The 23620-nt window shown below is 70.5% G+C and carries 23 protein-coding genes; 8 read left to right on the forward strand and 15 right to left on the reverse strand.

Annotated features, from left to right (window positions below):
- The first annotated feature begins 149 nt into the window (after positions 1 to 149).
- Together ACZ5WE_RS32015 and ACZ5WE_RS32020 are read left to right on the forward strand one after the other, a co-directional pair.
- The gene (locus tag ACZ5WE_RS32015) at positions 150 to 605 is read left to right on the forward strand and encodes a hypothetical protein (RefSeq protein WP_467695228.1); all 456 of its coding nucleotides are present in this window, start codon (positions 150 to 152) and stop codon (positions 603 to 605) included.
- A 66-nt stretch (positions 606 to 671) separates the two neighbouring features.
- Positions 672 to 1394, forward strand: coding sequence for a nucleotidyltransferase family protein (locus tag ACZ5WE_RS32020; RefSeq protein WP_367043303.1), 723 nt, complete (start codon positions 672 to 674; stop codon positions 1392 to 1394).
- An 83-nt stretch (positions 1395 to 1477) separates the two neighbouring features.
- On the opposite strand, the gene ACZ5WE_RS32025 is transcribed toward ACZ5WE_RS32020, so the two are convergent.
- From ACZ5WE_RS32025 to ACZ5WE_RS32055, 7 genes are all read right to left on the reverse strand, one after another.
- On the reverse strand, positions 1478 to 3130 hold the full coding sequence (locus tag ACZ5WE_RS32025) for a DoxX family protein (RefSeq protein ID WP_467695226.1): 1653 nt from the start codon (positions 3128 to 3130) through the stop codon (positions 1478 to 1480).
- 137 nt (positions 3131 to 3267) lie between these two features.
- The gene (rlmB, locus tag ACZ5WE_RS32030; RefSeq protein ID WP_467695224.1) at positions 3268 to 4224 is read right to left on the reverse strand and encodes a 23S rRNA (guanosine(2251)-2'-O)-methyltransferase RlmB; all 957 of its coding nucleotides are present in this window, start codon (positions 4222 to 4224) and stop codon (positions 3268 to 3270) included.
- A 124-nt stretch (positions 4225 to 4348) separates the two neighbouring features.
- A complete protein-coding gene (gene cysS, locus ACZ5WE_RS32035; protein ID WP_467695222.1) occupies positions 4349 to 5749 on the reverse strand; it encodes a cysteine--tRNA ligase in 1401 nt (466 codons plus the stop codon).
- 90 nt (positions 5750 to 5839) lie between these two features.
- On the reverse strand, positions 5840 to 6244 hold the full coding sequence (locus ACZ5WE_RS32040) for a PPOX class F420-dependent oxidoreductase (protein ID WP_467695220.1): 405 nt from the start codon (positions 6242 to 6244) through the stop codon (positions 5840 to 5842).
- 126 nt (positions 6245 to 6370) lie between these two features.
- Positions 6371 to 6877 (reverse strand): 2-C-methyl-D-erythritol 2,4-cyclodiphosphate synthase, encoded by a 507-nt coding sequence (ispF, locus tag ACZ5WE_RS32045; protein ID WP_467695218.1) that lies wholly within the window; start codon positions 6875 to 6877, stop codon positions 6371 to 6373.
- Entirely contained in the window at positions 6867 to 7604 is a 738-nt protein-coding gene (gene ispD / locus ACZ5WE_RS32050) for a 2-C-methyl-D-erythritol 4-phosphate cytidylyltransferase (RefSeq protein ID WP_467695216.1), read from the reverse strand. The genes ispF and ispD overlap by 11 nt, the downstream gene beginning before the upstream one ends.
- Positions 7605 to 7888: 284 nt before the next feature.
- Entirely contained in the window at positions 7889 to 8371 is a 483-nt protein-coding gene (locus ACZ5WE_RS32055) for a CarD family transcriptional regulator (protein WP_003953493.1), read from the reverse strand.
- A gap of 638 nt (positions 8372 to 9009) precedes the next feature.
- Here ACZ5WE_RS32055 and ACZ5WE_RS32060 point away from each other — a divergent pair.
- On the forward strand, positions 9010 to 9735 hold the full coding sequence (locus tag ACZ5WE_RS32060; protein ID WP_467695214.1) for a copper chaperone PCu(A)C domain-containing protein: 726 nt from the start codon (positions 9010 to 9012) through the stop codon (positions 9733 to 9735).
- A gap of 93 nt (positions 9736 to 9828) precedes the next feature.
- On the opposite strand, the gene phoP is transcribed toward ACZ5WE_RS32060, so the two are convergent.
- Together phoP and phoR are read right to left on the reverse strand one after the other, a co-directional pair.
- A complete protein-coding gene (gene phoP, locus ACZ5WE_RS32065) occupies positions 9829 to 10500 on the reverse strand; it encodes a two-component system response regulator PhoP (protein ID WP_467539963.1) in 672 nt (223 codons plus the stop codon).
- Between the two features lie 5 nt (positions 10501 to 10505).
- Positions 10506 to 11765 carry a two-component system sensor histidine kinase PhoR gene (gene phoR, locus ACZ5WE_RS32070; RefSeq protein ID WP_467695213.1) on the reverse strand — a complete coding sequence of 420 codons (1260 nt, stop codon included), beginning with the start codon at positions 11763 to 11765 and terminating at the stop codon, positions 10506 to 10508.
- A gap of 283 nt (positions 11766 to 12048) precedes the next feature.
- Here phoR and phoU point away from each other — a divergent pair, with 283 nt between their 5' ends.
- Positions 12049 to 12729, forward strand: coding sequence for a phosphate signaling complex protein PhoU (gene phoU / locus ACZ5WE_RS32075; RefSeq protein ID WP_160510362.1), 681 nt, complete (start codon positions 12049 to 12051; stop codon positions 12727 to 12729).
- 378 nt (positions 12730 to 13107) lie between these two features.
- On the opposite strand, the gene ACZ5WE_RS32080 is transcribed toward phoU, so the two are convergent.
- Complete coding sequence (locus tag ACZ5WE_RS32080) at positions 13108 to 13266, reverse strand: hypothetical protein (RefSeq protein ID WP_363312846.1); 159 nt, start codon at positions 13264 to 13266, stop codon at positions 13108 to 13110.
- 112 nt (positions 13267 to 13378) lie between these two features.
- Complete coding sequence (locus ACZ5WE_RS32085; RefSeq protein WP_467695212.1) at positions 13379 to 14659, reverse strand: MDR family MFS transporter; 1281 nt, start codon at positions 14657 to 14659, stop codon at positions 13379 to 13381.
- Between the two features lie 201 nt (positions 14660 to 14860).
- Here ACZ5WE_RS32085 and ACZ5WE_RS32090 point away from each other — a divergent pair, with 201 nt between their 5' ends.
- Positions 14861 to 15622 carry a phosphoglyceromutase gene (locus ACZ5WE_RS32090; protein WP_467695210.1) on the forward strand — a complete coding sequence of 254 codons (762 nt, stop codon included), beginning with the start codon at positions 14861 to 14863 and terminating at the stop codon, positions 15620 to 15622.
- A gap of 81 nt (positions 15623 to 15703) precedes the next feature.
- Here the strand turns inward: ACZ5WE_RS32090 and ACZ5WE_RS32095 are convergent, their stop codons facing one another.
- From ACZ5WE_RS32095 to mshA, 3 genes are all read right to left on the reverse strand, one after another.
- On the reverse strand, positions 15704 to 17359 hold the full coding sequence (locus tag ACZ5WE_RS32095) for a glycoside hydrolase family 55 protein (RefSeq protein ID WP_467695208.1): 1656 nt from the start codon (positions 17357 to 17359) through the stop codon (positions 15704 to 15706).
- A gap of 112 nt (positions 17360 to 17471) precedes the next feature.
- Positions 17472 to 17969, reverse strand: a complete 498-nt coding sequence (locus tag ACZ5WE_RS32100; protein WP_467695206.1) for a type III secretion system chaperone family protein — start codon at positions 17967 to 17969, stop codon at positions 17472 to 17474.
- Positions 17962 to 19308 (reverse strand): D-inositol-3-phosphate glycosyltransferase, encoded by a 1347-nt coding sequence (mshA, locus tag ACZ5WE_RS32105; RefSeq protein WP_467695204.1) that lies wholly within the window; start codon positions 19306 to 19308, stop codon positions 17962 to 17964. The genes ACZ5WE_RS32100 and mshA overlap by 8 nt, the downstream gene beginning before the upstream one ends.
- Positions 19309 to 19493: 185 nt before the next feature.
- Here mshA and ACZ5WE_RS32110 point away from each other — a divergent pair, with 185 nt between their 5' ends.
- The 3 genes from ACZ5WE_RS32110 (at position 19494) to ACZ5WE_RS32120 (ending at position 23204) form a co-directional block, all read left to right on the forward strand.
- Positions 19494 to 20300: a class I SAM-dependent methyltransferase gene (locus ACZ5WE_RS32110; RefSeq protein ID WP_467695202.1), complete on the forward strand. Its 807-nt coding sequence runs from the start codon at positions 19494 to 19496 to the stop codon at positions 20298 to 20300.
- A 217-nt stretch (positions 20301 to 20517) separates the two neighbouring features.
- Complete coding sequence (locus ACZ5WE_RS32115; protein WP_467695200.1) at positions 20518 to 21567, forward strand: C40 family peptidase; 1050 nt, start codon at positions 20518 to 20520, stop codon at positions 21565 to 21567.
- Positions 21568 to 21782: 215 nt separating this feature from the next.
- Positions 21783 to 23204, forward strand: a complete 1422-nt coding sequence (locus ACZ5WE_RS32120) for a PP2C family protein-serine/threonine phosphatase (protein ID WP_467695198.1) — start codon at positions 21783 to 21785, stop codon at positions 23202 to 23204.
- Between the two features lie 55 nt (positions 23205 to 23259).
- Here ACZ5WE_RS32120 and ACZ5WE_RS32125 read toward each other — a convergent pair whose 3' ends face one another.
- On the reverse strand, positions 23260 to 23616 hold the full coding sequence (locus ACZ5WE_RS32125) for a DUF2516 family protein (RefSeq protein ID WP_467695196.1): 357 nt from the start codon (positions 23614 to 23616) through the stop codon (positions 23260 to 23262).
- Between the last annotated feature and the right edge of the window lie 4 nt (positions 23617 to 23620).

The following is a 23620-nucleotide window of genomic DNA, read 5'->3' on the forward strand; positions in this document are numbered from 1 at the left end:
GCGTGCACCCACGTTGTCGACAAATACCCCGGCAGACCGGTCATTTCGCCTCGCGCTCGTCAACACCGCTCCAAAGAAACCTCATTCTCCGTCGCTCGACCGAGTGACGTAATGTCGCCAAATCATCACCGACCGCTACGCTCACTCGCGTGACGCACTCCGCCAACTACACCCAGAAGCCGCGCCGAGCCCACCGGGGCCCCGCCCGCCGCATCGGCCGCACGCTCGCCCTCGTCCTGCCCGTGATGCTGGTGCTCTCCGGGACCCTCGCGGTCACCAGCGTCAACTGGTCCCAGAGCTCCTCGGAATCGATGCTCACCGCATCCGCCGACGACCTCTCCGTACCGGCCAAGTCCCGCGCACCGCAGGACATCCTGCGCGACCGGCTGCTCCTGGAGCTCCAGGAGAGGAACCCGGGCGTCGCGCTCACCCACCTCCAGCAGGAGGTGAACCGCCACCCGTCGCTCGCCAAGCACTGCGTCTCCATCGCCCGTGCTCTCGGCCGCGCGGCCGTCCGGGCGTACGGCCCGACACGCGCCCAGTCGTACGCCCGCCCGGTCTGCGACACGTCCTTCGCGACAGGTGTCGCCGCACAGTCGTCTTGAGCCGCCCGGAGACCGAGGACAGGGGGCCGGGTCGGAGTCCCGCGACATCCGCATATCGTGCGGTACATGACCTCTGACCCGCACCCTGTCCAAGCCGTTGTCCTGGCCGGAGGCCAAGGCTCGCGCCTCCGTCCGTACACCGACGACCGGCCCAAGCCGATGGTCGAGATCCCCGGCACGGGGACCCCGATCATCGGCCATCAGCTTTCCTGGCTGGCGGCCGAGGGCGTGACGGACGCGGTCGTCTCCTGCGGCCATCTCGCCGAAGTGCTCCAGGAGTGGCTGGAGTCGGCGGACCTCCCCCTGAACGTCACCACGGTCGTCGAGAACGAGCCCCTGGGCCGCGGCGGCGGCCTGAAGTACGCCGCCCGCCACCTCCCGCACGCGGACCGCCCCTGGTACGCGACGAACGGCGACATCTGGACCCGCTTCTCGCTGCGCGACATGGCGGCCTTCCACGCCGAGCGCGACGCCACCGCGACCCTCGCCCTGGCCCGCCCCCGCATTCCGTGGGGCGCCGTCGAGACGGACGCGTTCGGCCACATCACGGACTTCATCGAGTCCCCGCCGTCCCCCTACCTCATCAACGCGGGCGTGTACGTCTTCTCCGCCTCCTTCACGGCGCTCCTGCCGGACCGCGGCGACCACGAGCGCACCACGTTCCCCCGCCTGGCCCGCGAGAAGAGCCTGGCGGGTTTCCCGCTGCCGCAGGGCGCCTACTGGCGGGCGATCGACACCGCGAAGGACCTCACGGAGGCGGCCAAGGAACTGGCGGGCAAGGAGGGTTGAGACCCGCTCCCCGCCTACGTACGCCGACGGGGCCCCGCACAGTGTCTGTGCGGGGCCCCGTCGCCGTATCCGGAGGGGGGAGGTCAGCCGCCGCCCAGCAGGCCGCCCACGAGCCGGCTGTTGCCGCCGCCCGTGCTGCCGCTGCCGCCGCTCGTGCCGCCCTCGGGTGCTCCGCCGCCGCTGCCGCCGCCGCTGGACGTGGGTCCCGCGGTGGCCGACGTCGGAGGCTGCTGGGGCGAGGACTGCTGTGGCGGTGCCTGACCGGTGGCGCCCTGTGTCTGGCTGGGCTGCCCCTGGCCGGTGCCCGCCGCGGCGGACTCGCGCGCCGCGCCCGGAGTGGTCGCCGCGGCGCCCTGCGTGGGGCTCGCGGAACTGCCCCGCGTCGGCGCCCCGGACCCGGTGTCCGTGGGGCTCTGCGACTGTCCCTGGCGCTGCTGCTGCTTCTTCCCGGGCTCCCCCGGGAGCGGTGAGCCCGGCAGTTCGTTGCGCGGGGCCTCGCCGGGTCCCGGCACGGTCACACGGTCGGCGTCCCGCACGGCGCCGCCGAGCATCGAACCGATGAGCAGTGTGAGCCCGACGACGAGCGCCCCGACGAGCGCCCCGCGCCGCAGCACACGGCGCCGGAGCTCCCAGATGTCCACGCGCGGCCCGAGCGTCCGCCACGCCTCACCGGCGAGGCGTCCGTCGACGGAGTAGACGGGTGCGCCCGCGATGATCAGCGGCGACCATGCGGCCAGATAGATGATGTCCGGCGCGTCGTAGGCGGGGACGGTCTTCCAGCTGACGGTGACGATGAGCGCGGCGGACAGGAGCACGCCGATGCCGGCCGCGACCCGCTGCCAGAGACCGAGCACCGTGAGCACGCCGACGATGATCTGCAGGAAGGCGATGCAGAGCCCGGCGCCCACCGGGTGCGAGAGGGCGAAGTCCCGCAGTGGCTCGGCGAGCGCCCAGGGGTGCAGCGAGTTGAGCCACTTGACCATGGAGCCGCGGTCGCCGCCGTCGAAGTACACGGGGTCGCAGAGCTTGCCCATGCCGGCGTAGATGGAGATGAACCCGAGGAAGACGCGCAGCGGAAGCAGCACGACGCCGAGGTTCATCCGGCGGCCGGGGTAGTAGGCGTGCCGGACCGGGTCGGCCCCGTGCCGCCGCACGACCTGGCGGTCGTCCGTGTCGCCGTAGTCCTGGTCGAACTCGTCGCCCCCGTAGGGGAGTTGTTCGTCGAGGTCGCTCTCCGGCATCGGCATGCGCGGAATGAGCCGGGTGCCGGGGCCGGGATGACGAGGACCGATGACGGCAGGCGTGGCCTGCGTACTCTCGAGGTCGTCGTCGACGTCGATGCGGGGGATGACCTGCGTGGCACCTCCGTCGTCGTAGGAGGAGCCGCCGGCTTCGGCCGAATGGCGCACGCCGGTTCCACGCACCGCCTGCAGCAGTCCGGTGGCTCCGGGGTCGCCCGGCTCGGACTTCCCGCTCCAGACGACGGGCGAGCGGCGCCGGGCGGCGGCGCCGGCTGCGGGGATACGCACGCTGTCATCGGCATTTCTCAAGTGCCGTGCGATACGCGGGGATTGGGTCCGCTGCGCGGTGGGGAGCTGCACGCGGAAGCTCGCGTGATTCACGATGACCTGCGCCGGGTCGCTCGGCACCTTCACCATGCTCAGCGCGGGAGCTTCGTCGAACCCTGACGAGCTTCCCCCCGTGGGATTGCGGGGCGTTCTGGTGTCCACACTCATCTAACCGAGTGATGTGTGTTTAGGACACTGCCTTGACCGCGCGGAAATGTCCGGACCGCGTCAAGATCTCCTACGGACGTCGGCACCGACGTCGGCCGGCCCATTGAATCCGGGCCGGCCGACGTCCGGGATGACGGCTAACTCCGGCGCCGGGACGCCTCGTAGAGCACGACGCCCGCGGCGACACCGGCGTTCAGGGACTCCGTCCCGCCCGGCATCGGAATCCGCACGCGGTAGTCGCAGGTCTCGCCGACCAGACGCGAGAGGCCCTTGCCCTCGCTGCCGATGACGATGACGACGGGACCGGACAGCGCCTCCAGGTCGCCGACCTCGTGCTCGCCGTCCGCCGCGAGCCCGACGATCGCGAGCCCGGCCTTCTTGTAGGCCTCGAGGACGCGGGTCAGGTTCGTGGCACGCGCGACGGGCGTACGCGCCGCGGCACCGGCGGCCGTCTTCCAGGCGCCCGCGGTCATCCCGGCGGCACGCCGCTCGGGGACGACGACGCCGTGCCCGCCGAAGGCGGAGGCGGAACGCACCACGGCGCCCAGGTTCCGCGGGTCCGTCACGCCGTCGAGCGCGACGATCAGCGGGTCCTCGCCCTGGTCGTACGCGGCGGCCGCGAGCTCCTCGGGGTGCGCGTACTCGTAGGGCGGCACCTGGAGCACGAGGCCCTGGTGGTTGAGGCCGTTGGTCATGCGGTCCAGCTCGGGGCGGGGCGCCTCCATGAGGTGGATGCCGCCGCGCTCACCGGCGATCTGCAGCGCCTCGCGGACGCGCTCGTCGTTGTCGATGAACTGCTGGACGTAGAGCATCGAGGCCGGCACGCCCTCGCGCAGCGCCTCGACGACCGAGTTGCGGCCGACGACCATCTCGGACGTGCCCTTGCCGCGGCCCTTCACGGCGGCGGGACGGCGTCCGCCGGGACCGCCCGAGGCCTTCTTGGCGGCGGCGTTGGCGATGCGGTTCTTCTTGTGTCCCTTGCGCGCCTCGGCGGGCGGCGTCGGGCCCTTGCCCTCAAGGCCGCGGCGCCGGTTCCCGCCGCTGCCGACCTGCGCGCCCTTCTTGCCTGACATGCGGCGGTTGTTAGCGGCCATGACCTACCTGTCTCTGTGTTGCGTGCGGCTGCCTGCTTGCTGCATGGCTGCCCACGGCGTGACTGCGTACGTATATGAAGTGTGCCGCCTGGGTCGCCGGGCGGCACATCGCGAGGTCGGACGCTCAGCGCGGGCCGAGAGTCCACCGCGGTCCGGTCGGGCCGTCCTCGATGACGAGGCCCGACTGGTTGAGCTGGTCGCGGATGGCGTCGGCGGTGGCCCAGTCCTTGCGGCCACGCGCCGCCTCCCGCTGCTGGAGCACGAGACGGACGAGCGTGTCGACGACCCCGTGGAGGTCTTCGCCGCGGTCGCCCTCGCCGGCCCACTGCGGGTCGAGCGGGTCGAGGCCGAGGACGCCCAGCATGGCCCGCACCTCGGCGAGCCGCTCCACCGCGGCTTCCTTGTCGTCGGCGGCCAGGGCGGAATTACCCTGCCGGACCGTCGTGTGCACGATGGCGAGCGCCTGCGGGACGCCCAGGTCGTCGTCCATCGCGTCGGCGAAGGCGGGCGGCACATCGGCGGCGGGCTCCACGACGCCCCCGGCCTTCTCCACCACGCGCTGCACGAAGCCCTCGATCCGCGCGAACGCGGACTCGGCCTCGCGCAGGGCCTCCTCGCTGTACTCGATCATCGAGCGGTAGTGCGGGGTGCCCAGGTAGTAGCGAAGGACGATCGGGCGCCACTTCTTGACCATCTCGGACACGAGGACCGAGTTGCCGAGCGACTTCGACATCTTCTCGCCGCTCATGGTGACCCAGCCGTTGTGCACCCAGTACCGCGCGAACGCGTCGCCGAAGGCCTTGGCCTGCGCGATCTCGTTCTCGTGGTGCGGGAAGATCAGGTCGATGCCGCCGCCGTGGATGTCGAACTCACGGCCGAGGTACTTGTGGGCCATCGCCGAGCACTCCAGGTGCCAGCCGGGACGGCCGCGGCCCCAGGGGGTCTCCCAACTGGGCTCCCCCTCCTTGGCGGCCTTCCACATGGCGAAGTCACGCGGGTCGCGCTTGCCGGTCTCGCCCTCGCCCGACGGCTGCAGCAGGTTGTCCAGCTCTTGGTTGGACAGCTCCAGATAGCCCGGGAAGGACTTCACGTCGAAGTAGACGTTGCCGTCCGACTCGTACGCGTGGCCGCGCTCGATCAGGCCGCGCATCATCTCGACCATCTCGGTGATGTGCCCGGTGGCGCGCGGCTCGTACGTGGGCGGCAGGCAGCCGAGGACGTCGTAGCCGTCGTTGAAGGCCCGCTCGTTCTCGTACCCGATCGACCACCATGGACGGCCCTGCTCGGCCGACTTCCGGATGATCTTGTCGTCGATGTCCGTGACGTTGCGGATGAAGGTGACCTCATAGCCGCGGTAGTCGAACCAGCGGCGCATGATGTCGAAGTTGAGGCCCGACCGGATGTGGCCGATGTGCGGGGCCGCCTGCACCGTCGCGCCGCACAGGTAGATCGAGACACAGCCGTCGGTGAGCGGGCTGAAGTCTCGGATCTGCCGGGCGCTGGTGTCGTACAGGCGAATCGTCACCACACCAGGGTAGTGGTCCAAGGACAGTGCCCTGCGACCTCCGGGGTCGACAGGGCACGGAACTGTGGCATGCGCGGGCGCGAGAGGGCCTCAGAGGCGGCCGACGACCTTGCGCGGAGTGACGCGGACGACGACGCGGGGCTTCTCGTTCACGGAGGACGGATTGAACTCGACGTACTTGAGGCCGGTGTACTTCAGCGCCAGCTCGTCGATCAGCTCCTGCCCGCCCTCGGTGGTCATCGTCACCTCACCGCGGATCTCGGCGTACGTGTACGGCGCCTCGAAGGGCTGGAGCAGCACCGTCACGCGGGGGTCGCGGCGCAGGTTCCTCTCCTTGCGGCGGTCGAGCACGGTGGAGAAGAGCAGTTCGTCGCCGTCGCGCTTCACCCAGACCGGTGAGACCTGAGGGCTGCCGTCGGGCTGGACGGTGGCCACGCTGATGAAGACGGGGGTGTCGAGAAGGGCCTTGAGCCTGTCGGACAGTTCGGCGGCCATGGCGGGTGCCTCTCTCTCGTACGTCGCTGACTGACGTGGAGGTGTGGAGGTACTGCGGGGTGCGTTCCCGATACTCCTCCAACGCACCCCACCGCAGCGGCATTTCACCCGTCGCCGGTTCGCCGGTCAGTCCGTCCGCACGACCAGTGCCGTCGCGATCGCGGCGAGGCCCTCGGCGCGGCCGGTGAGGCCGAGCCCGTCCGTCGTCGTGCCGGACACGGCGACCGGGGCGCCCGCGGCGGCGCTCAGCGTCTTCTGCGCCTCGTCACGCCGCTTGCCGACCTTGGGGCGTACGCCGATGACCTGGACGGCGATGTTGCCGATCTCGAAGCCCTCGGCGCGCACGATCCTGGCCGCCTCTGCGAGCAGCGTCACACCCGACGCGCCGGACCACTGGGGCCTGCCGGTGCCGAAGTGCGCGCCGAGGTCACCGATGCCGGCCGCGGAGAACAGGGCGTCGCAGGCGGCGTGCGCGGCGACGTCCCCGTCCGAGTGGCCTGCGAGGCCCGCGCTCTCGCCCTCCCAGAGGAGCCCGGCACACCACAGCTCGCGCCCTTCCTCGAAGGCGTGCACGTCGGTGCCGATGCCGACCTGCGGGATGCGGATCTGCTGTGGCTGGTTCTCAGAAGCCATCGTTGGCCCTCCTGCGGGCGAGCACGGCCTCGGCCAGGACGAGGTCGAGGGGCCGCGTGACCTTGAAGGCTTCTTCGTGGCCGGGTACGACGACGACCTGGAGGCCCAGCTGCTCGACCATGCTGGCGTCGTCCGTGACGTTGTCGGTGACCGTCTCGTGGGCGCGGACGAGGGTGTCGCGGTCGAAGCCCTGCGGGGTCTGCACGGCGCGCAGGCGGGACCGCTCGGGCGTGGCGACCACGGGCTCGGGCCGGCCAGGCTCTTCGGGGTCCCCGGGCTCGACCTGTTTGACGGTGTCGGTCAGGGGCAGCGCGGGGACGACGGCCGGGGCGCCTTCGCGGACGGCCTCGATGACTCCGTCGACGGTGTCGACGGGCACGAGCGGGCGGGCCGCGTCGTGCACCAGGACGACGCCGATGCCGTCCGGCAGGGCGTCGAGGCCGAGCTTCACGGACTCCTGGCGGGTTTCGCCGCCGGGGACCACGACGAAGTCGGTGCGCTCGGGCAGCGCGTGATCGGCGAGCAGGGACTTGACCTCGGCGGCGCCCTCCGGCGGGGCCACGACGACGACGAGCGAGACGGCGCGGGAGGCGGCCATGGCCCGTACGGCATGGATGAGCATGGGCGTGCCGTTCAGCGCGCGGAGCGCCTTGGGGGCGCCCGGGCCGAGCCGCACGCCGCGTCCGGCGGCGGGGATCACGACCGCGGTGCGGGATTCCTCAGACATCGCTTCCGTTCAGGTTTGTGCGCTCGGCCGAGGTGGGTATGGCCACAGCGACGCCGGGCGCGGGCCTTTGACCGGACCCTTCCGTGACATCTGGTCGAGCCAGCCGCCCGAGCCCGGCACTCACGCCTCACGCTTCAGGGAATACATCTGGCGCTGATCACATCTGGCACTTCAGGGATGACGTCTGGGTACGAACATGCCGCAGCGCCCGGCGACACCATTGAGGGTCAGCGGGCACCGCGGCATTTCATGGCGCCGAGACGTATGCCTGTGTCAGGACGCGATCAGGACGCGAGGACCTCGTCAAGCAGGGCCTCGGCCTTGTCCTCGTTCGTGTTCTCCGCGAGGGCGAGCTCGCTCACCAGGATCTGGCGAGCCTTGGCGAGCATGCGCTTCTCACCCGCGGACAGTCCGCGCTCACGCTCACGACGCCACAGGTCACGCACGACTTCCGCGACCTTGATGACATCGCCCGATGCGAGTTTCTCGAGATTTGCCTTGTAGCGACGGGACCAGTTCGTCGGCTCTTCGGCGTACGGCGCGCGCAGTACTTCGAAGACCCGGTCGAGCCCGTCCTGACCGACCACATCACGCACGCCGACGAACTCCGCATTGTCCGCAGGCACACGTACCGTCAGGTCGCCCTGGGCGACCTTCAGCACCAAGTAGGTCTTGTCCACGCCTTTGATCTGGCGAGTCTCAATGGCCTCGATCAGCGCGGCCCCGTGATGGGGATAGACCACGGTGTCGCCAACCTTGAACGTCATGTGACAGGTACCCCTTCCGTGGCTATCCATCCTAACACGAGAACCGCCTCTTCTGAATGGCGTTTTCGCAGGTCAGGGCATATCTCGGGGCTTGACAACAGCAACAGGAACGTGCTGCGAAGGGCTTCCGGAGCGAGGTATTCGCAGGTGGGAGCGGCTCTCCGGGGAAGCAGAAACGCGCCTGTCACACCCCCTTCGAGAGCGCTCCACGAGGCTGAACGTCCCGGTTTGCCGGGTTCCAAGCGGTGAACTTCCGCTACTCCGTTCGGCGACCGGAGAGGCATGCGGGCCCGCGTTCGGCAGGAATCCGGAATTGATCAAGTGTCCCCGGTGATCAATTTCCCCGACTTCCCCGGACCGCCATGCATTCCTTACCGGAAATCCGCAGGACGGGCCGCGATGACTCTTGACGGCACTTAAGTGAATGGTGAACGAGAGGCCAATGTCGCGGACGTGACGGCAGGGGCGCGCGTGTCGGGACACAAGCCGCGGGAGCCAGGCTCACCACCCGTAGGGGCGGGTCGGGTGCGGTGGCGCGGGAACGGCTCGGTAACCTAAGCCCGCTGACACACACTTAGGGCGGCTTTACGGCCGCCCGCCCCTCCCGTTCCGCCCTCGTTCAAGGAGTTGCCGCCGCCGTGAGCCGCAGCCTTCGACGTGGCGCCATCGCCGCCACCGCCATCGCGTTCTCGCTCGCGTCGCTCGCCGCGTGCGGCGCCGGTAACAACGCCCAGACGCACGAGATCAAGCCGGACAACGCCGCGACCGCCGTCGGCGACATCAAGATCCAGAACGCCATGGTGATCACCCAGCCCGACCTGAAGTCGACCGGCCCCGCGGTGATCTCCGCGACGATCTTCAACAACGGCAGCACCGACCAGACGCTGGACGAGATCGCGGTCAACGGCACCGGCAAGAAGGCCAAGATCACGCCGGCCAAGGACGACAAGACCTCCAAGCGGGGCGGTCCGCTGACCATCCCCGCCGGCGGCTCGGTCATCATCGGCGGCAAGGACAACGCCTCCGCCGTCCTGGCCAGCAGCCGCGAGGCCGTCAAGGACGGCGACGCGCAGCCGGTCACCTTCGCCTTCAGCAAGACCGGCGACGTGAAGATGAAGACCTTCGTCGTGCCGGCCGAGAGCTACTTCAAGAAGTGGGGCCCGACCGAGGTTCCCGAGGCTCCGGGCGCGAAGCCGTCGTCGAAGCCGTCCGGCGGCGCATCGGCCGACCCGTCGGGCTCGCCGTCCACGAACCCCTCGGGCACGCCCGCCGACGGTGCGAACACCGAGCCGTCCGGGGCGGCCTCGTCGCCGGCCGGCGGCGGCGCCCAGTCGCACGGTGCGGGCGACGCCGTCCAGCACTGACCGGCGTACGTACGAGACGTACACACGGGAGGGCGGGAACCCGGTGCCGGGTTCCCGCCCTTCCTATGTCTGCCGGGTCTACCGGGGGGCCGTCTACGGCTCGAACTTGTAGCCCAGGCCGCGCACCGTGACCAGGTAGCGCGGTGCGCCGGGGTCGGGCTCGATCTTGGCGCGCAGGCGCTTGACGTGGACGTCGAGGGTCTTGGTGTCCCCCACGTAGTCCGCGCCCCAGACGCGGTCGATGAGCTGCATGCGGGTCAGGACGCGGCCCGCGTTGCGCAGGAGCATCTCCAGGAGGTCGAACTCCTTGAGGGGCAGGTCGACCTTGGAGCCGGAGACCGTGACGACGTGACGGTCCACGTCCATACGGACCGGGCCCGCCTCCAGGGCCTGCGGCGCGACCTCCTCGGGCTCGCCGCGGCGGCGCAGGACCGCGCGGATGCGGGCCACGAGCTCGCGGGACGAGAAGGGCTTCGTCACGTAGTCGTCGGCTCCTATTTCGAGTCCGACCACCTTGTCGATCTCGCTGTCCTTGGCGGTGACCATGATCACCGGGACATTGGAGCGGCCGCGCAGCTGGCGGCAGACCTCCGTGCCGGGCAGGCCCGGCAGCATCAGGTCGAGCAGGACGAGGTCGGCGCCATTGCGCTCGAACTCGTCGAGTCCGTCCGGGCCGGTGGCCGCGATGGCGACCTCGAAGCCTTCTTTGCGGAGCATGTAGGACAGGGCGTCGGAGAAGGATTCCTCGTCCTCTACGACGAGCACTCGGGTCACGGAAGGACCTCCGGGGCAGGAATGGGTTCGTACGAAGTGGTCTCTTCGGGCCGTGCGGTGTCGGCTTCGCTGCCGTCTCCGCCGTGACCGGATCCGCGGTCGCGGTTCGCGGCTGCTTCGGGCAGCCGCAGCGTGAAGGTGGAGCCCTGTCCCTCGGAGCTCCACACGGTGACCTCCCCGCCGTGCGAGGCGGCCACGTGTTTGACGATGGCGAGGCCGAGGCCGGTGCCGCCGGTGGCCCGGGAGCGGGCCGGGTCCACTCGGTAGAAGCGCTCGAAGATGCGCTCCTTGTCCTTGTCGGAGATGCCGATCCCCTGGTCGGTGACGGCCACCTCTATGAGGTCTCCGCCCGGTGCGGTGACCCGGCGGGCCGCGATGCCCACCCGGGTGCGGGCGGGCGAGTAGTTCACGGCGTTCTCGACGAGGTTGCCCAGTGCCGCGGCCAGCTGGCCGCGGTTGCCCCATATCTGCAGGTCGGCGGTGCCGCCCGCGGCCATGGTGATCTGTTTGTGGGAGGCCTGGTGACGGCTGCGGTCGATCGCCTCCGCCACCAGTTCGTCGACACGGACGGGTTCGGCGTCCTCCAAGGGGTCGTCGTTCTGGACCCGGGAGAGGTCGATGAGTTCCTGGACGAGGCTGGTCAGGCGGGTCGCCTCGATCTGCATGCGGCCCGCGAAGCGTTCGACTGCCTCGGGCTCGTCGGAGGCGTCCATGACGGCCTCGGAGAGCAGGGAGAGTGCCCCCACCGGGGTCTTGAGCTCATGGCTCACGTTCGCGACGAAGTCGCGTCGTACGGCCTCGATGCGGCGGGCCTCGGTGAGGTCCTCCACCAGGAGCAGGACCAGGCGGGAGCCGAGGGGGGCGACGCGGGCGGAGACGGCGAGGGCCTCGCCGCGGCCGGTGCCGCGGCGCGGCAGGTCAAGCTCGACCTGGCGTATCTCGCCGTCACGGCGGGTGTCGCGTGCCATCTGGAGCATGGGCTCGACGGCGAGCTTGCCGCCGCGGACCAGGCCCAGGGCGTACGCCGCCGAGCTGGCCTTCACGACGCTGTCCGCCTCGTCGAGGACGACCGCGGAGGAGCGGAGCACGGAGAGGACGGTGTCCACTCCGGGCGGGAGTACGGGGTCGGTGTGCAGGGAGGTCCGGGTGGGGCGTTTCAGGTCGCGCTCGCTCCAGCGGAACGCCAGCATGGCGATCACACCGGTGCACACTCCGGCGATCGCTGCCGCTGCGGCGACCGCCGCGTTCACGTCCATGCCTCCAGGTTATGCGTCCTTTACGCGCGGGCCACAGCCATACGGGGGCCCACTCGAACACTCGTCGCCCAGAGTTCACCGAGGGGACGGTGATGGTTCACTTCGGCCGAACGGGTTACTCCGGCCCGCGCCGGGGCGGTTCCGGGCGGGGCGCTCCCCGTCGCCCACAGTTCACCTGGGTGACAGGGATGGTTCATTCGGGATGCCGGAAACGGACGCGTGCGACCCCCACCGTGGGAGCGTGGGGGTCACCCCCCGGACGTACTTAGAGAGGGACATCCACATGCGGGACGCGTACCACGAGGAACTTGACTCGATCGGCGAGGGCCTGGTCGAGATGGCCCGCCTTGTCGGGTCCGCGATCGGGCGTGCCACCACGGCCATGCTCGACGCCGACCTGAAGATGGCCGAGAGCGTGATCGCCGCCGACCAGAAGGTCGATGATCTGCAGCACGAGCTGGAGGCGCGCGCGATAGCCCTCCTCGCACGGCAGCAGCCGGTCGCCACGGATCTGCGCATCGTCGTCACCTCGCTGCGGATGAGCGCCGACCTGGAGCGCTCGGGCGACCTCGCCCAGCACGTCGGAAAGCTGACCCGCCTCCGCTTCCCCGCGTCGGCCGTTCCGCAGGACCTGCACGCGACGATCCTGGAGATGGGTCAGCTGGCGCAGCGGCTCATGGCCAAGGCGGCGGAGGTCATCATCACCAAGGACGTCGACCTGGCGCTCCAGCTGGAGCAGGACGACGACGAGATGGACCTGCTGCACCGGACGCTCTTCCAGCACCTGATGGACGACCGCTGGAAGCACGGCATCGAAACGGCCGTGGACGTGACGCTCCTGGGCCGCTACTACGAGCGCTTCGCGGACCATGCGGTGTCGGTGGCGAAGCGGGTCGTCTACCTGGTCACCGGCGAACACGCCGACGAAATGCAGCAGACGGGAACGCCGGTGGAGGGCGCCTGAGAACCGCGCCTCCCACTCGTCGACGGACGGAGTCCGGCGCAGCGTCCCGAAGCCTGGGAGGCGCCCCGGCGCCGAGCAGTGCGAGGGACGCACGAGGAAGGTTCTGCCGGGAACGCCGGTGGAGGGCGCCTGAGGCCGACGTCACCGGTCCCGCCCCAACGCCCCCGCCGGTGACGGACCGCGCCTCCCGCCCGTCGACGGACGGAGTCCGGCGCAGCGTCCCGAAGCCTGGGAGGCGCCCCGGCGCCGAGCAGTGCGAGGGACGCACGAGGATGGTTCTGCCGGGAACGCCGGTGGAGGGCGCCTGAGGCTGTCCCCGCGCAGGGGTGCGCCCCGCACGGTCAGTTCGTGCGGGGCACAGCTGTGTTCGAGGCGGGGTCAGCCGCAGCAGCCGCCGCACTGGCACGGGCCGCCCGACTGGCAGCCGCAGCCGCAGCCCGAGCCGCAGCCGCAGGAGCCAAGGAGTACGAGCTCGGGCAGGCCGGGCGTCTTCGCCGACTGCTCGGGGGCGGTTTCGGTCATGGGGGACTCGGCCATGGGACTCCTCCTCGAAGGCGTACTGCCTGATGCCCATTCCATGCCCACTGGAAGGGGCGCAGCAACGGCGCACACGCGCGCGGGTGTTGACGGGCAGGCAGTGGCGCGACCCTTATGCGCGGGCGGGAACATCGACGGCCTCGCCGGACGCGGGAGCCGTGGGCACGGCGGCCGCTTCCACCGCCTCCCCCTCGGCGCGCAGCCCCCTCATCAGCGACCAGTAGCCGACGGCCGCGACCGTGCCGATGACCGCGCAGGTGCCCCAGAGCCACTGGGCCCCGAAGCGGTCGATGACGAAGCCGGACATCAGCGGGGCGACGAGCGCGGCGACGGCCCACGACAGGGTGTACATGCCCTGGTAACGGCCCCTGCCGTGGGTCGGCGAGAGCCGTACGACGAGGCCGGTCTGCGTGGGGGCGTTGACGATCTCGGCCAGCGTCCAGACGCACACGGTCAGGGCGAAGACGCCGATGGACCCGGCGAAGGCGGTGAGTCCGAAGCCGTAGCCGGCGAGCAGCGCGGAGATGACCAACAGGCGTTGCGGGTCGCGGTGCTCGATGAAGCGTGTGACCGGGATCTGCAGGGCGACGATCAGTACGCCGTTGACGGCGATGGCCATGCCGTAGTCGGCAGGCGTGAACCCGGCCTCGCCCATGGCGACGGGCAGCCCCACGGAACCCTGCTGGAAGATCAGCGCCAGGAGGAAGGAGAGCCCCACGACGCCCATGAAGCGCCCGTCGCGCAGGACGGTCCCGAGGCCGACGTCCGGTTCCGACGCCTTCTCCAGGGCGGTGCGCACGGGCCGCGACTCCGGCAGCTTCATGAAGACGACGATGGCGCAGGCCATGGTCATCACGGCTTCGATGAGGAACCCGGCGAGGTAGCTGAACTCCGCGATGAAGCCCGCGCCGGTGGACGAGATCGCGAACCCGAGGTTGATGGCCCAGTAGTTGAGCGAGAAGGCCCGCACCCGGTCCTCGGGGCGGACGATGTCGGCCATCATCGCCTGGACGGCCGGCCGGGAGGCGTTGCTCGCCATGCCGACGAGGAAGGCGACGGCCGCGATGGCCAGGGGGTCCTTCATGAAGCCGAGGAGGGCGACGGAGAGTGCGGTGGAGGCCTGGGCGATGAGGAGGGTGGGCCGCCGCCCGAGACGGTCCGTCATCACGCCGGCGCCGAGCGAGGAGATGACGCCGCCGAGTCCGTGCAGGGCGGCGACGAGACCGGCGTACGTCGCGGAGTAGCCGCGGTCGAGGGTCAGGTAGAGCGCCATGAAGGTGGCGACGAAGGCGCCGAGGCGGTTGACCAGGGTGCTGGTCCACAGCCACCAGAACTCGCGGGGAAGACCGGAGACGGACTCCTTGGCGGCGCGTCTCAGGGCGGCGAGTGACATCGGTTTTCCCCCACGGTTCGGGCAGACGTGCAAGCGTCTCGCGTCAGCGCCTCTTGTAAGTGTCTCTAGCGCCGATCGAACATTACGACCTGGCCGTCCCGGAGAGCCAGCGGATTAGCGAAACCCGTCAATCCACCGGCCCGCCGTCCGGGCCGCGGGCGGGCGCGCGGGGCACCCGGCGGTTCGATTACGCTCAGGGGCATGGCCGACGCACCGTACAAGCTGATCCTCCTCCGCCACGGCGAGAGCGAGTGGAACGCGAAGAACCTGTTCACCGGCTGGGTGGACGTCAATCTCAACGAGAAGGGCGAGAAGGAGGCGGTCCGCGGCGGTGAGCTGCTCAAGGACGCCGGCCTGCTCCCCGACGTGGTCCACACGTCGCTCCAGAAGCGCGCGATCCGCACCGCGCAGCTGTCCCTCGAGGCGGCCGACCGCCACTGGATCCCGGTCCACCGCAGCTGGCGCCTGAACGAGCGTCACTACGGTGCGCTGCAGGGCAAGGACAAGGCGCAGACGCTCGCCGAGTTCGGCGAGGAGCAGTTCATGCTCTGGCGCCGCTCGTACGACACCCCGCCGCCGGCGCTGGACCGCGACGCCGAGTACTCGCAGTTCGAGGACCCGCGTTACGCGACGCTCCCGCCGGAGCTGCGCCCGCAGACGGAGTGCCTCAAGGACGTCGTCGTCCGCATGCTCCCGTACTGGTTCGACGGCATCGTCCCGGACCTCCTGACGGGCAGGACGGTCCTGGTCGCGGCCCACGGCAACTCGCTGCGCGCCCTGGTCAAGCACCTGGACGGCATCTCGGACGAGGACATCGCGGGCCTGAACATCCCGACGGGCATCCCGCTGGCGTACGAACTGGACGCCGAGTTCAAGCCCGTGAAGCCGGGCGGCACGTACCTCGACCCGGACGCGGCGAAGGCGGCCATCGAGGCGGTCAAGAACCAGGGCAAGAAGAAGTAGCCCTGCATTTTCACTGAGCCGAGCCCCCTGCCTGCGGTTTCTCGCCGGCGGGGGGCTTTGTGCCGGGGCCGCCGAGGGCTGCTACAGCTCTCTCTGCGCCTCATGCAGGTTCCGCGGGCGGACCGTGCCCGTGGTCCCGTAGAGCTCCAGTCGCGCATGGAGGTCTCCGGAGAAGTCCGGTACGTCGATCTGGTCGAACTCGCGGACTTCGTTGAGGCCCACCGTCGCGCTGTACGAGGCCAGGCCGTCGATCTTCATCAGGCCCGCGCGCTCGTTGGTGACGCGGATGTTCCAGTGCGTGAAGCGGGCTCCGAAGAGGGGGCCCGCGCTGGCGTCTCCCCCGTGGCGGCCGTTGTTGTCGACCGTGATGTCGGTGCGGACGTTCGCGAAGGGCATGCCCCTGTGGCTGTCGAACGTGCCCATCTCCATCACGCCCCGGGACCAGACGTTGTAGGAGGACAGGCCCTCTACGTTGATGCCGTGGAGCTGGGTGCCCGAGGGGGCCGGAGTCGTGCGCCGGTCTATGTGGAAGTCCTCGATCAGGTTGTCGTGCGAGCCCTCCCGGCAGAAGTACGGGTGGTGCGCGCCCCGGCCCGCGACACGCGTGCGGCGCAGGGTGCAGGCCGACGCGCTCACCAGGCCGAAGCCGTTGTCCACGTGTCGGACCACGATGTCGTCCGCCCAGCAGTCGTACGCGCACTGGAACGTGACCCCGTTGTAGCCCTTGTCCAGGAGGTGGGGGGATTGGGGGGTCTCGACCGCCTCCAGCGTCAGTGCCTCGACTCCCGCGCCCGTCAGCGCCTTCACGTGCGTCGTCAGTCGCGGGTCCCACTCCTCGCGCACGTCCAACGGAAGCGGGCGTTCCAGGGTGACCGTGCTCTTCTTTACTGAAGTGATCCGTACCGGCCACTCGTAGGGGACGTACGACGTGAGCTTCGTCTTGTCGTCCCAGGTGTAGGACTCCGCGCCCGGCCCTCCGCCCGCCATGTGCTCCAGGAGCGTGTGGTCCGCGTCGTCCGCGAGGCGCAGGAGCACCAGGTCTCCCTTGTGGAGGCGGGAGGTGTCGCTGACCCTCAGGGTGCGATCGCCCCGGCTCGCGGCGGCTGTCGTCGTGAGCGTCTGCCATGCGTCGCGCTTGTTGCCCGTCCAGCCCTCGAAGGGCCACGCCTTCGCCTTGATGGCCGTCGTCAGTGACTCCCAACGAGGCTGTGGACAGAGCCAGATGAGGCCGCCCGCCCAGGACCAGCTCGACTTGTCGCCGCCGTAGCGGGAGCCGTAGGGGCCGATCAGTTCCGTGAGGTTCCTCGTCGCGTGGAGGGTGGTGCGCGCGCTGCCCGCCCCCCGAAGCACCACGTTGTCGTGGGCGATGCGGATGATGCCGTCGACGCGGTACCTGCCGGGCGGGATGACCACCGTGCCGCCGCCCCTCGCGCCCGCTTCCGCCAGGGCCCGGTTGATCGCGGGGGCCGCGTCCTGCGTGCCGTCCGGCCTCGCTCCGTAGTCCCTCACGTTGGCGACCACTTGGGGGCTGGGGAGATGGCGGGTGCCGGAGTGGGCGCCCGCTCGGGCTACGTAGGGGATCTGGGGGTGCGTGTACGGGGTTGCCGTGAACTCCCGCCAGAGAACAGGGGTTTCGTCTGCTCCCGCGTGTGCCTGTGCCCCGCCGGTCGCGGCGACCGCCGCCACGGCCATCGCGCCGCCGAGTACGCCACGTCTGCTGGGGAGTTCCGTGCCCATGCCCGCCACCATCTTCCATGGATGTGAACGCCATTCACTCTGCGATGGCGCGAGCATGCCACGAGCGCCCCCTAGGGGGAAGGAGTCGTACTGAGCCTCTTAGCTCTGCGGGTCAGTCCCGCGGCTGGGTCAGGTGAGTGAACGCGTCGAGGTTGCGCGTGGACTCGCCCCGCGACACCCGCCACGCGTACTCCTTGCGGATCGCCGACGCGAATCCCAGCTCCAGGAGCGTGTTGAAGGAGCCGTCCGCGTTCTCCAGGACCGAGCCGAGCAGGCGGTCGAGCTCGTCCGGGGTGACCGCCGAGAGCGGGAGCTTGCCGGTGAGATAGACGTCGCCGAGGGGGTCGATCGCGTAACTCACGCCGTACAGGCGCAGGTTCCGCTCAAGGAGCCAGCGGTGCACCGCCTCGTGGTTCTCCTCGGGGTGCCGGATCACGAACGCCGTCAGGGACAGCGCGTGCTTGCCGAGCTTCACGGACAGGGTCGTCGACAGTTTGCGCGTGCCGGGCAGCTTCACCACGTACGAGCCCGGCTCCGGGCTCTCCCACTCCAGGTCCGCCTCCGTCAGCGTCCCCTCGATGATCTCCGCCGCGCCCGCCTCATCAGCCATGATGCGAGCGTACGCGACGCCTGTGCTCGTGCATGGCCGCCGTGTACACGTCCGCCGTGGCCGAAGCCGCCGTGTCCCAGCCGAAGGATTGCGCGTGCCGGGCGGCCGCGTCGCCCATGCGATCCACGAGGTGGGGGGTTTCGGCGAAATCGCGCAGCACGCGCGCGTAGTGGGCCGGTTCGTGGCCGTCCATCAGGAAGCCGGTCACGCCGTCGCGTACGGCGACCGGCAGACCGCCCACCGATGCCGCGAGGACCGGGGTGCCTGCCGCCTGGGCCTCGATGGCCACGAGCCCGAACGACTCGCTGTACGACGGCATCACCAGGACCGAGGCCGCCCGGAACCAGTCCGCCAGTTGCTCCTGGCCCACCGGCGGCTGGAAGCGGACGACGTCCGCGATGCCCAGCCTCGCGGCCAGTTTCTGCAGCCCCTCCGGCTTCGCGAGGCCGCTGCCGCTCGGGCCACCCACGACGGGTACGACGATGTTCGAGCGGAGCTCGGGGCGCTGGTCGAGGAGGACGGCGACCGCGCGGAGCAGGACGTCCGGCGCCTTCAGGGGCTGGATACGGCCCGCGAAGAGCGGGACAAGGGCGTCCTGCGGGAGGCCGAGGCGGCGGCGGGCGGCGGCGCGGCCGTCGGCGGGACGGAAGCGGTCGAGGTTCACGCCCGGGTGGACGACAGCGACCTTGCCGGCGTCGGCTTCGTAGTGCCGTACGAGCTCGTCGGCCTCTTCGGAGGTGTTGGCGATCAGCCGGTCGGCCGCCCGCACGATCTGCGTCTCGCCGATCACGCGTGCCGCGGGCTCCGGGGCGTCGCCCTTCGCGAGCGCCGCGTTCTTGACCTTGGCCATCGTGTGCATGGCGTGCACCAGCGGCACGCCCCAGCGCTCGGCGGCGAGCCAGCCGACATGCCCGCTGAGCCAGTAGTGGGAGTGGACCAGGTCGTAGTGGCCGGGGCGGTGGCCCGCCCACGCCTGCATCACGCCATGCGTGAAGGCACAGAGCTGGGCGGGCAGCTCCTCCTTCGCCAGGCCTTCGTAGGGACCGGCGTCCACGTGGCGCACGAGGACGCCCGGGGCGAGTTCGACGGCCGGCGGCAGTGTGCCCGTCGTCGAGCGCGTGAAGATCTCGACCTCGATGTTGATGGCCGCGAGTCGCTTGGCCAGCTCCACGATGTAGACGTTCATGCCGCCCGCGTCGCCCGTGCCGGGCTGGTGCAGCGGGGACGTGTGCACGCTGAGCATGGCCACCCGGCGGGGGCGCCGGTGTGTACCGGGGATTCGGAGCCTGCTCGGCGCTGCCGGCGAGCGACGGCCGAGCCTGGTCACGTATTGGCTCACGTGGCGGTCCTCCTTGTGCGCGCGGGCATGGCATAACGGAGGGCGTGCACGGTCCTCCAGAGGGAGAACATCGGAGGGGACGGCTCCATTTCCTCTTTGCCAAATCATTACCGGTCGAGGCCCAACCAACGACCTCGCGCGGCTCGGCACGTACCCCCGCCACCAGGGCGCATACCCTTTCCCTCATGGCTTCCCGCACCCCTTCCCGCCCCGTGGGATCGGTGACGCGCGGGACCACCAACCCCAACCGCCTGCGCCGCATGGACCGCTGGATCGCCGCCACGCACGGCGCCGGGCTGCGGCGCTCCCCCGACCCCGTAGCCGTCGACCTCGGCTACGGGGCCGCACCCTGGACGGCCGTCGAGCTGCTCCTGCGGCTCAGGACCGCCGCCCCGCACGCGCGCGTGGTCGGCGTCGAGATCGATCCGGCGCGGGTCGCGGCCGCGAAGCCCTACGAGCGGGAAGGGCTCACCTTCCGGCACGGCGGCTTCGAGATCCCGCTGCCGGGCAGGCCCGCGCTGATCCGGGCCGCGAACGTGCTCAGGCAGTACGACGAGGAACAGGTCGCCGCCGTGTGGGAACGACTGTGCGCGCGGCTCGCGCCCGGCGGGCTGCTCGTCGAGGGGACGTGCGACGAGATCGGACGGCGGCACGTCTGGGTCGCGCTCGGGCCCGAAGGGCCGCGCACGGTGACCTTCGCGACCCGCCTCGGATCGCTGGACCGGCCCTCCGACCTCGCCGAGCGCCTGCCCAAGGCGCTGATCCACCGGAACGTGCCGGGCGAGCCGGTGCACGCGTTCCTGCGCGACTTCGACCGGGCCTGGGCCGCCGCCGCGCCCTACGCCTCGTACGGCGCCCGCCAGCGGTGGATCAGGGCGGTGCGGGACCTGGCCGCGGACTGGCCGGTGGCGGACCGCCCCCCGCGGTGGCGGCAGGGCGAAGTGACGGTGCCGTGGGCGGCGTTGGCGCCGCGTCAGCCGCATCAGGGGTGAACGCCCGGGGTGCCTACGGGTGAATTCGCGAGGCGGCGCAGGGTGAACTCCGCGTGCGGCACGCCGCGAAGGGAACGATCTACGCGTGCCGTTCGTCACATGGGGCGGCTGGGGATCGGAGTTGCCGCTGCGCTCTGTCGCATTGCGCGTCGGCATGGCACCATCCCCGGGGCACCCGTATGTTACTGACGGTAAATCAGCTTTGGGGGAGGCGGACGTGACCGGCAAGCGAAGTTCGACTGTGGCTGGCCTGGCGCTGATCTGCGCGGCAGCGGTGCTCGGCGCACCGGGCGCGGCCCACGCGAGTCCGGCGAAGCCAACGCCCGGCACGACCACGTCCCTTGAGGGCCTGCGCAAGGAGATCGAGAAGCTCTACCACGACGCGGGCGTCGCCACGGACGCGTACAACGCGGCGGAGGAGAAGAGCGAGAAGCAGTCCAAGCAGATCGTGAAGCTCGCCCGGTCCATCACCGACGGCCAGCGGAAGCTGGACAAGCTCAAGTCCCGCGCGGGCGCCGCCGCCCGCGCCCAGTACCGCAGCGGCGGGGTGTCGTCCGAGGCCCGGTTGATGCTGAGCGACGACCCCCAGGAGTTCCTGGACGGCGCCGGACGGATGCGGCAGGGCCAGAAGGCCACCAAGGGCATGATGACCGAGATGGAGCGGACGCAGGAAGACCTGCGGATCTACGCCAAGGACGCCACCGCCCAGTGGAAGAAGCTGGAAGCCAACCGCAAGGCGAAGGCCGAGTCGAAGAAGAAGATCAAGAAGAAGATCGCGGCCGCCGAGGGGATGGAGTCCAAGCTCGAGAAGAAGGAGCTCGAGCGGCTCCGGAAGCTCGAGGAGGCGGCCCAGCTCAAGAAGCAGTCGGCGTGGGTGAGTTCGGGCGTCCTGAAGGACATCAAGGGCAAGGCGACCGGGCCGGGCAGGAAGGCCATCGAGTTCGCCACCGCGCAGATCGGCAAACCGTACGTCTGGGGCGCCGAGGGCCCGTCCTCGTACGACTGCTCCGGACTCACGTCCAAGGCCTGGGCCGCCGCCGGCAAGGGAATTCCGCGCACGTCACAGGAGCAGTGGAAGCAGCTGCCGCGCATCGACATCAAGAACATGCGCCCCGGTGACCTGATCATTTATCACGCGGACGCCAGCCATGTCGGGATGTACGTGGGCGACGGCGCGATCGTGCACGCGCCGCGGCCGGGACGCGATGTCACCGTCGCGGGCGCGGGATCGATGAAGATCCTCGGGGTCGTGCGGCCCGACAAGTAGGGGTTCTCGACTCCCGAAGCAGCCTTTTCGCCCCCGCCGGCCGCCCTGTGCCGTACGTCATGTGACCCACCGCACCCTCGGCCCGCCTCTCAACCCCTCGGGCGTGATGTTCGTCATCCCTGTCGGGGGCCGTAGTGCCCAATTGCGGTCCGTGATGCGGCATATGACGGTGGCTGTTTTCCGTGCGCCATTCCAATCGGGCCTCGGCTAACGCTATGGTCCCCGTCGGTGGAGCGTTCGACCGTCGATCCACCATGCCCTCGGGGGGAGGGAAGGAAACCGAAGCCATGCCCGTACCCATACCGCGGCAGAGAGCGATCCCGGCCGCGGAAGGCGGTCAGGCTCACGCTCTGCCGAGGACGGCGCCCGTACCCGTGCAGGCGCCCGACCCCGTGCCCACGCCCGTGGAGACCGTGGAGCCCGTACCCACGTCCAGCGCCATGGACCAGCAGGCCAGCGGCCCCGGCCTCAGCCTCCTGGTGATCGAGGACGACCCGGTGGGCTCCCTGAGCGTTCCCCAGATGCTCGACTCCGCGGGCAAGCCCATCAGGGTCCGCACCGCCCGCAACCTCACCGAGGCCGAGCGGCTGCTCACCGACGACGTGCACTGCATCCTGCTCGACCTGGCCCTGGCCGTCCCGGCCGCCACCCCCGAAGAGGAGGAGGACGAGCTCGCCACGCTCAAGCACGTCCTGCGCCTCGCGCCCCGGCACGCCGTCCTCGCGCTCACCGCGAGCGGCGACACCGAGGGCGGCGCGGAGGCCGTACGGGTCGGCGCCCAGGACTATCTCTTCCGTGACGAGCTGGACGGGCGGCTGCTCAGCCGTGCCATCCGGTACGCCGTGGAGCGCAAACGCGCGGACGCCGCCCAGCGCCAGCTGACGGAGTCGCGCCTGCGGGCCCAGGAGAACGCCCGCCTGGAGCGCGGCCTGCTGCCGACGCCGCTCCTGGACGGCTCACCGCTGCGGTTCGCCGCGCGCTACCGTCCGGGGCGTTCTCGGGCGCTGCTCGGCGGCGACTTCTACGACACGGTGCGCACCCCCGACGGCTCCGTGCACGTCATGATCGGCGACGTCTGCGGCCACGGTCCCGACGAGGCGGCGCTCGGTGTCGAGCTGCGCATCGCCTGGCGGACGCTGACGTTCGCGGGCCTGTGCGGCGACGAACTGCTCAGCACGCTGCAGAAGGTCCTGGAGCACGAGCGCGCCGACGACGAGATCTTCGCGACGCTCTGCACGGTCGACATCGCCCCCGACGGCCGCCGCGCCGGGCTCTGCCTGGCGGGCCACCCGTCACCGCTGATCGCCCGCGACGGCCACCTCGCCGAGCTGTTGCCGTACGAGAACAACGGTCCGGCGCTCGGACTCCTGCCGAACGCCCGCTGGCCGCGCCGCCAGGTGGAGCTCGGCGGCAAGTGGAGCCTGATGCTCTACACGGACGGCCTGATCGAGGGGCGCATCGGCCAGGGCAACCAGCGTCTGGGCCAGGACGGCATGGTGGAGATGCTGCGCCGCCAGATCGCCGCGGGCCTGCGGGGCGACGAGCTCCTGGAGGCCGCGGTGAACGAGGTGCGTGAGCTCAACGGCGGCGATCTGACCGACGACGTGGCCGTACTCCTGCTGGACCGGGACCGCTAGTCGCGGGCGGCGCCTGCCGCCTGCGACGCCTGCCGGCGGCGCGGGACCTCGGGGGCTACCGGCCGCCGTTGTACGGCCCGTACGGACCGTCGCTGCTGGAGCCGCGGCGTCCGCCGCCGCCACCGCCGCCGGTGATCTGCCGCAGCGCGGGCCGCACGTCGACCATGTAGACGATGGTCGCGATGAGCCCGATGATCGGCAGGAACGACAGGATGTTGAAGATCAGGTTCACGATGAAGGCGAGGCCGAGGATGATCAGCCAGAACGGCTTGGTCTTCTTGTCCGCCGCGCGATAGGCGTCCTCACGCCGGATGGCGGCGTCGACGAGCGCGAAGCCGCTGAAGACGATCAGCGCCAACGACAGCAGCCACATGAAGTTCGCGAACCCCTGCATCAGCACTACGTCCACCACCAGT

This window comes from Streptomyces sp. NPDC033180 (assembly GCF_055577645.1).

What these genes read in the sequence shown, in the direction of transcription:
- ACZ5WE_RS32020 (WP_367043303.1), top strand. Translation starts at nt 672, where the DNA reads ATGACCTCTGACCCGCACCCTGTCCAAGCCGTTGTCCTGGCCGGAGGC.
- ACZ5WE_RS32025 (WP_467695226.1), bottom strand. Translation starts at nt 3,130, where the DNA reads ATGAGTGTGGACACCAGAACGCCCCGCAATCCCACGGGGGGAAGCTCG.
- rlmB (WP_467695224.1), bottom strand. Translation starts at nt 4,224, where the DNA reads ATGGCCGCTAACAACCGCCGCATGTCAGGCAAGAAGGGCGCGCAGGTC.
- ACZ5WE_RS32040 (WP_467695220.1), bottom strand. Translation starts at nt 6,244, where the DNA reads ATGGCCGCCGAACTGTCCGACAGGCTCAAGGCCCTTCTCGACACCCCC.
- ispF (WP_467695218.1), bottom strand. Translation starts at nt 6,877, where the DNA reads ATGGCTTCTGAGAACCAGCCACAGCAGATCCGCATCCCGCAGGTCGGC.
- ispD (WP_467695216.1), bottom strand. Translation starts at nt 7,604, where the DNA reads ATGTCTGAGGAATCCCGCACCGCGGTCGTGATCCCCGCCGCCGGACGC.
- ACZ5WE_RS32055 (WP_003953493.1), bottom strand. Translation starts at nt 8,371, where the DNA reads ATGACGTTCAAGGTTGGCGACACCGTGGTCTATCCCCATCACGGGGCC.
- phoR (WP_467695213.1), bottom strand. Translation starts at nt 11,765, where the DNA reads ATGGACGTGAACGCGGCGGTCGCCGCAGCGGCAGCGATCGCCGGAGTG.
- phoU (WP_160510362.1), top strand. Translation starts at nt 12,049, where the DNA reads ATGCGGGACGCGTACCACGAGGAACTTGACTCGATCGGCGAGGGCCTG.
- ACZ5WE_RS32080 (WP_363312846.1), bottom strand. Translation starts at nt 13,266, where the DNA reads ATGGCCGAGTCCCCCATGACCGAAACCGCCCCCGAGCAGTCGGCGAAG.
- ACZ5WE_RS32085 (WP_467695212.1), bottom strand. Translation starts at nt 14,659, where the DNA reads ATGTCACTCGCCGCCCTGAGACGCGCCGCCAAGGAGTCCGTCTCCGGT.
- ACZ5WE_RS32090 (WP_467695210.1), top strand. Translation starts at nt 14,861, where the DNA reads ATGGCCGACGCACCGTACAAGCTGATCCTCCTCCGCCACGGCGAGAGC.
- ACZ5WE_RS32095 (WP_467695208.1), bottom strand. Translation starts at nt 17,359, where the DNA reads ATGGGCACGGAACTCCCCAGCAGACGTGGCGTACTCGGCGGCGCGATG.
- ACZ5WE_RS32100 (WP_467695206.1), bottom strand. Translation starts at nt 17,969, where the DNA reads ATGGCTGATGAGGCGGGCGCGGCGGAGATCATCGAGGGGACGCTGACG.
- ACZ5WE_RS32110 (WP_467695202.1), top strand. Translation starts at nt 19,494, where the DNA reads ATGGCTTCCCGCACCCCTTCCCGCCCCGTGGGATCGGTGACGCGCGGG.
- ACZ5WE_RS32120 (WP_467695198.1), top strand. Translation starts at nt 21,783, where the DNA reads ATGGTCCCCGTCGGTGGAGCGTTCGACCGTCGATCCACCATGCCCTCG.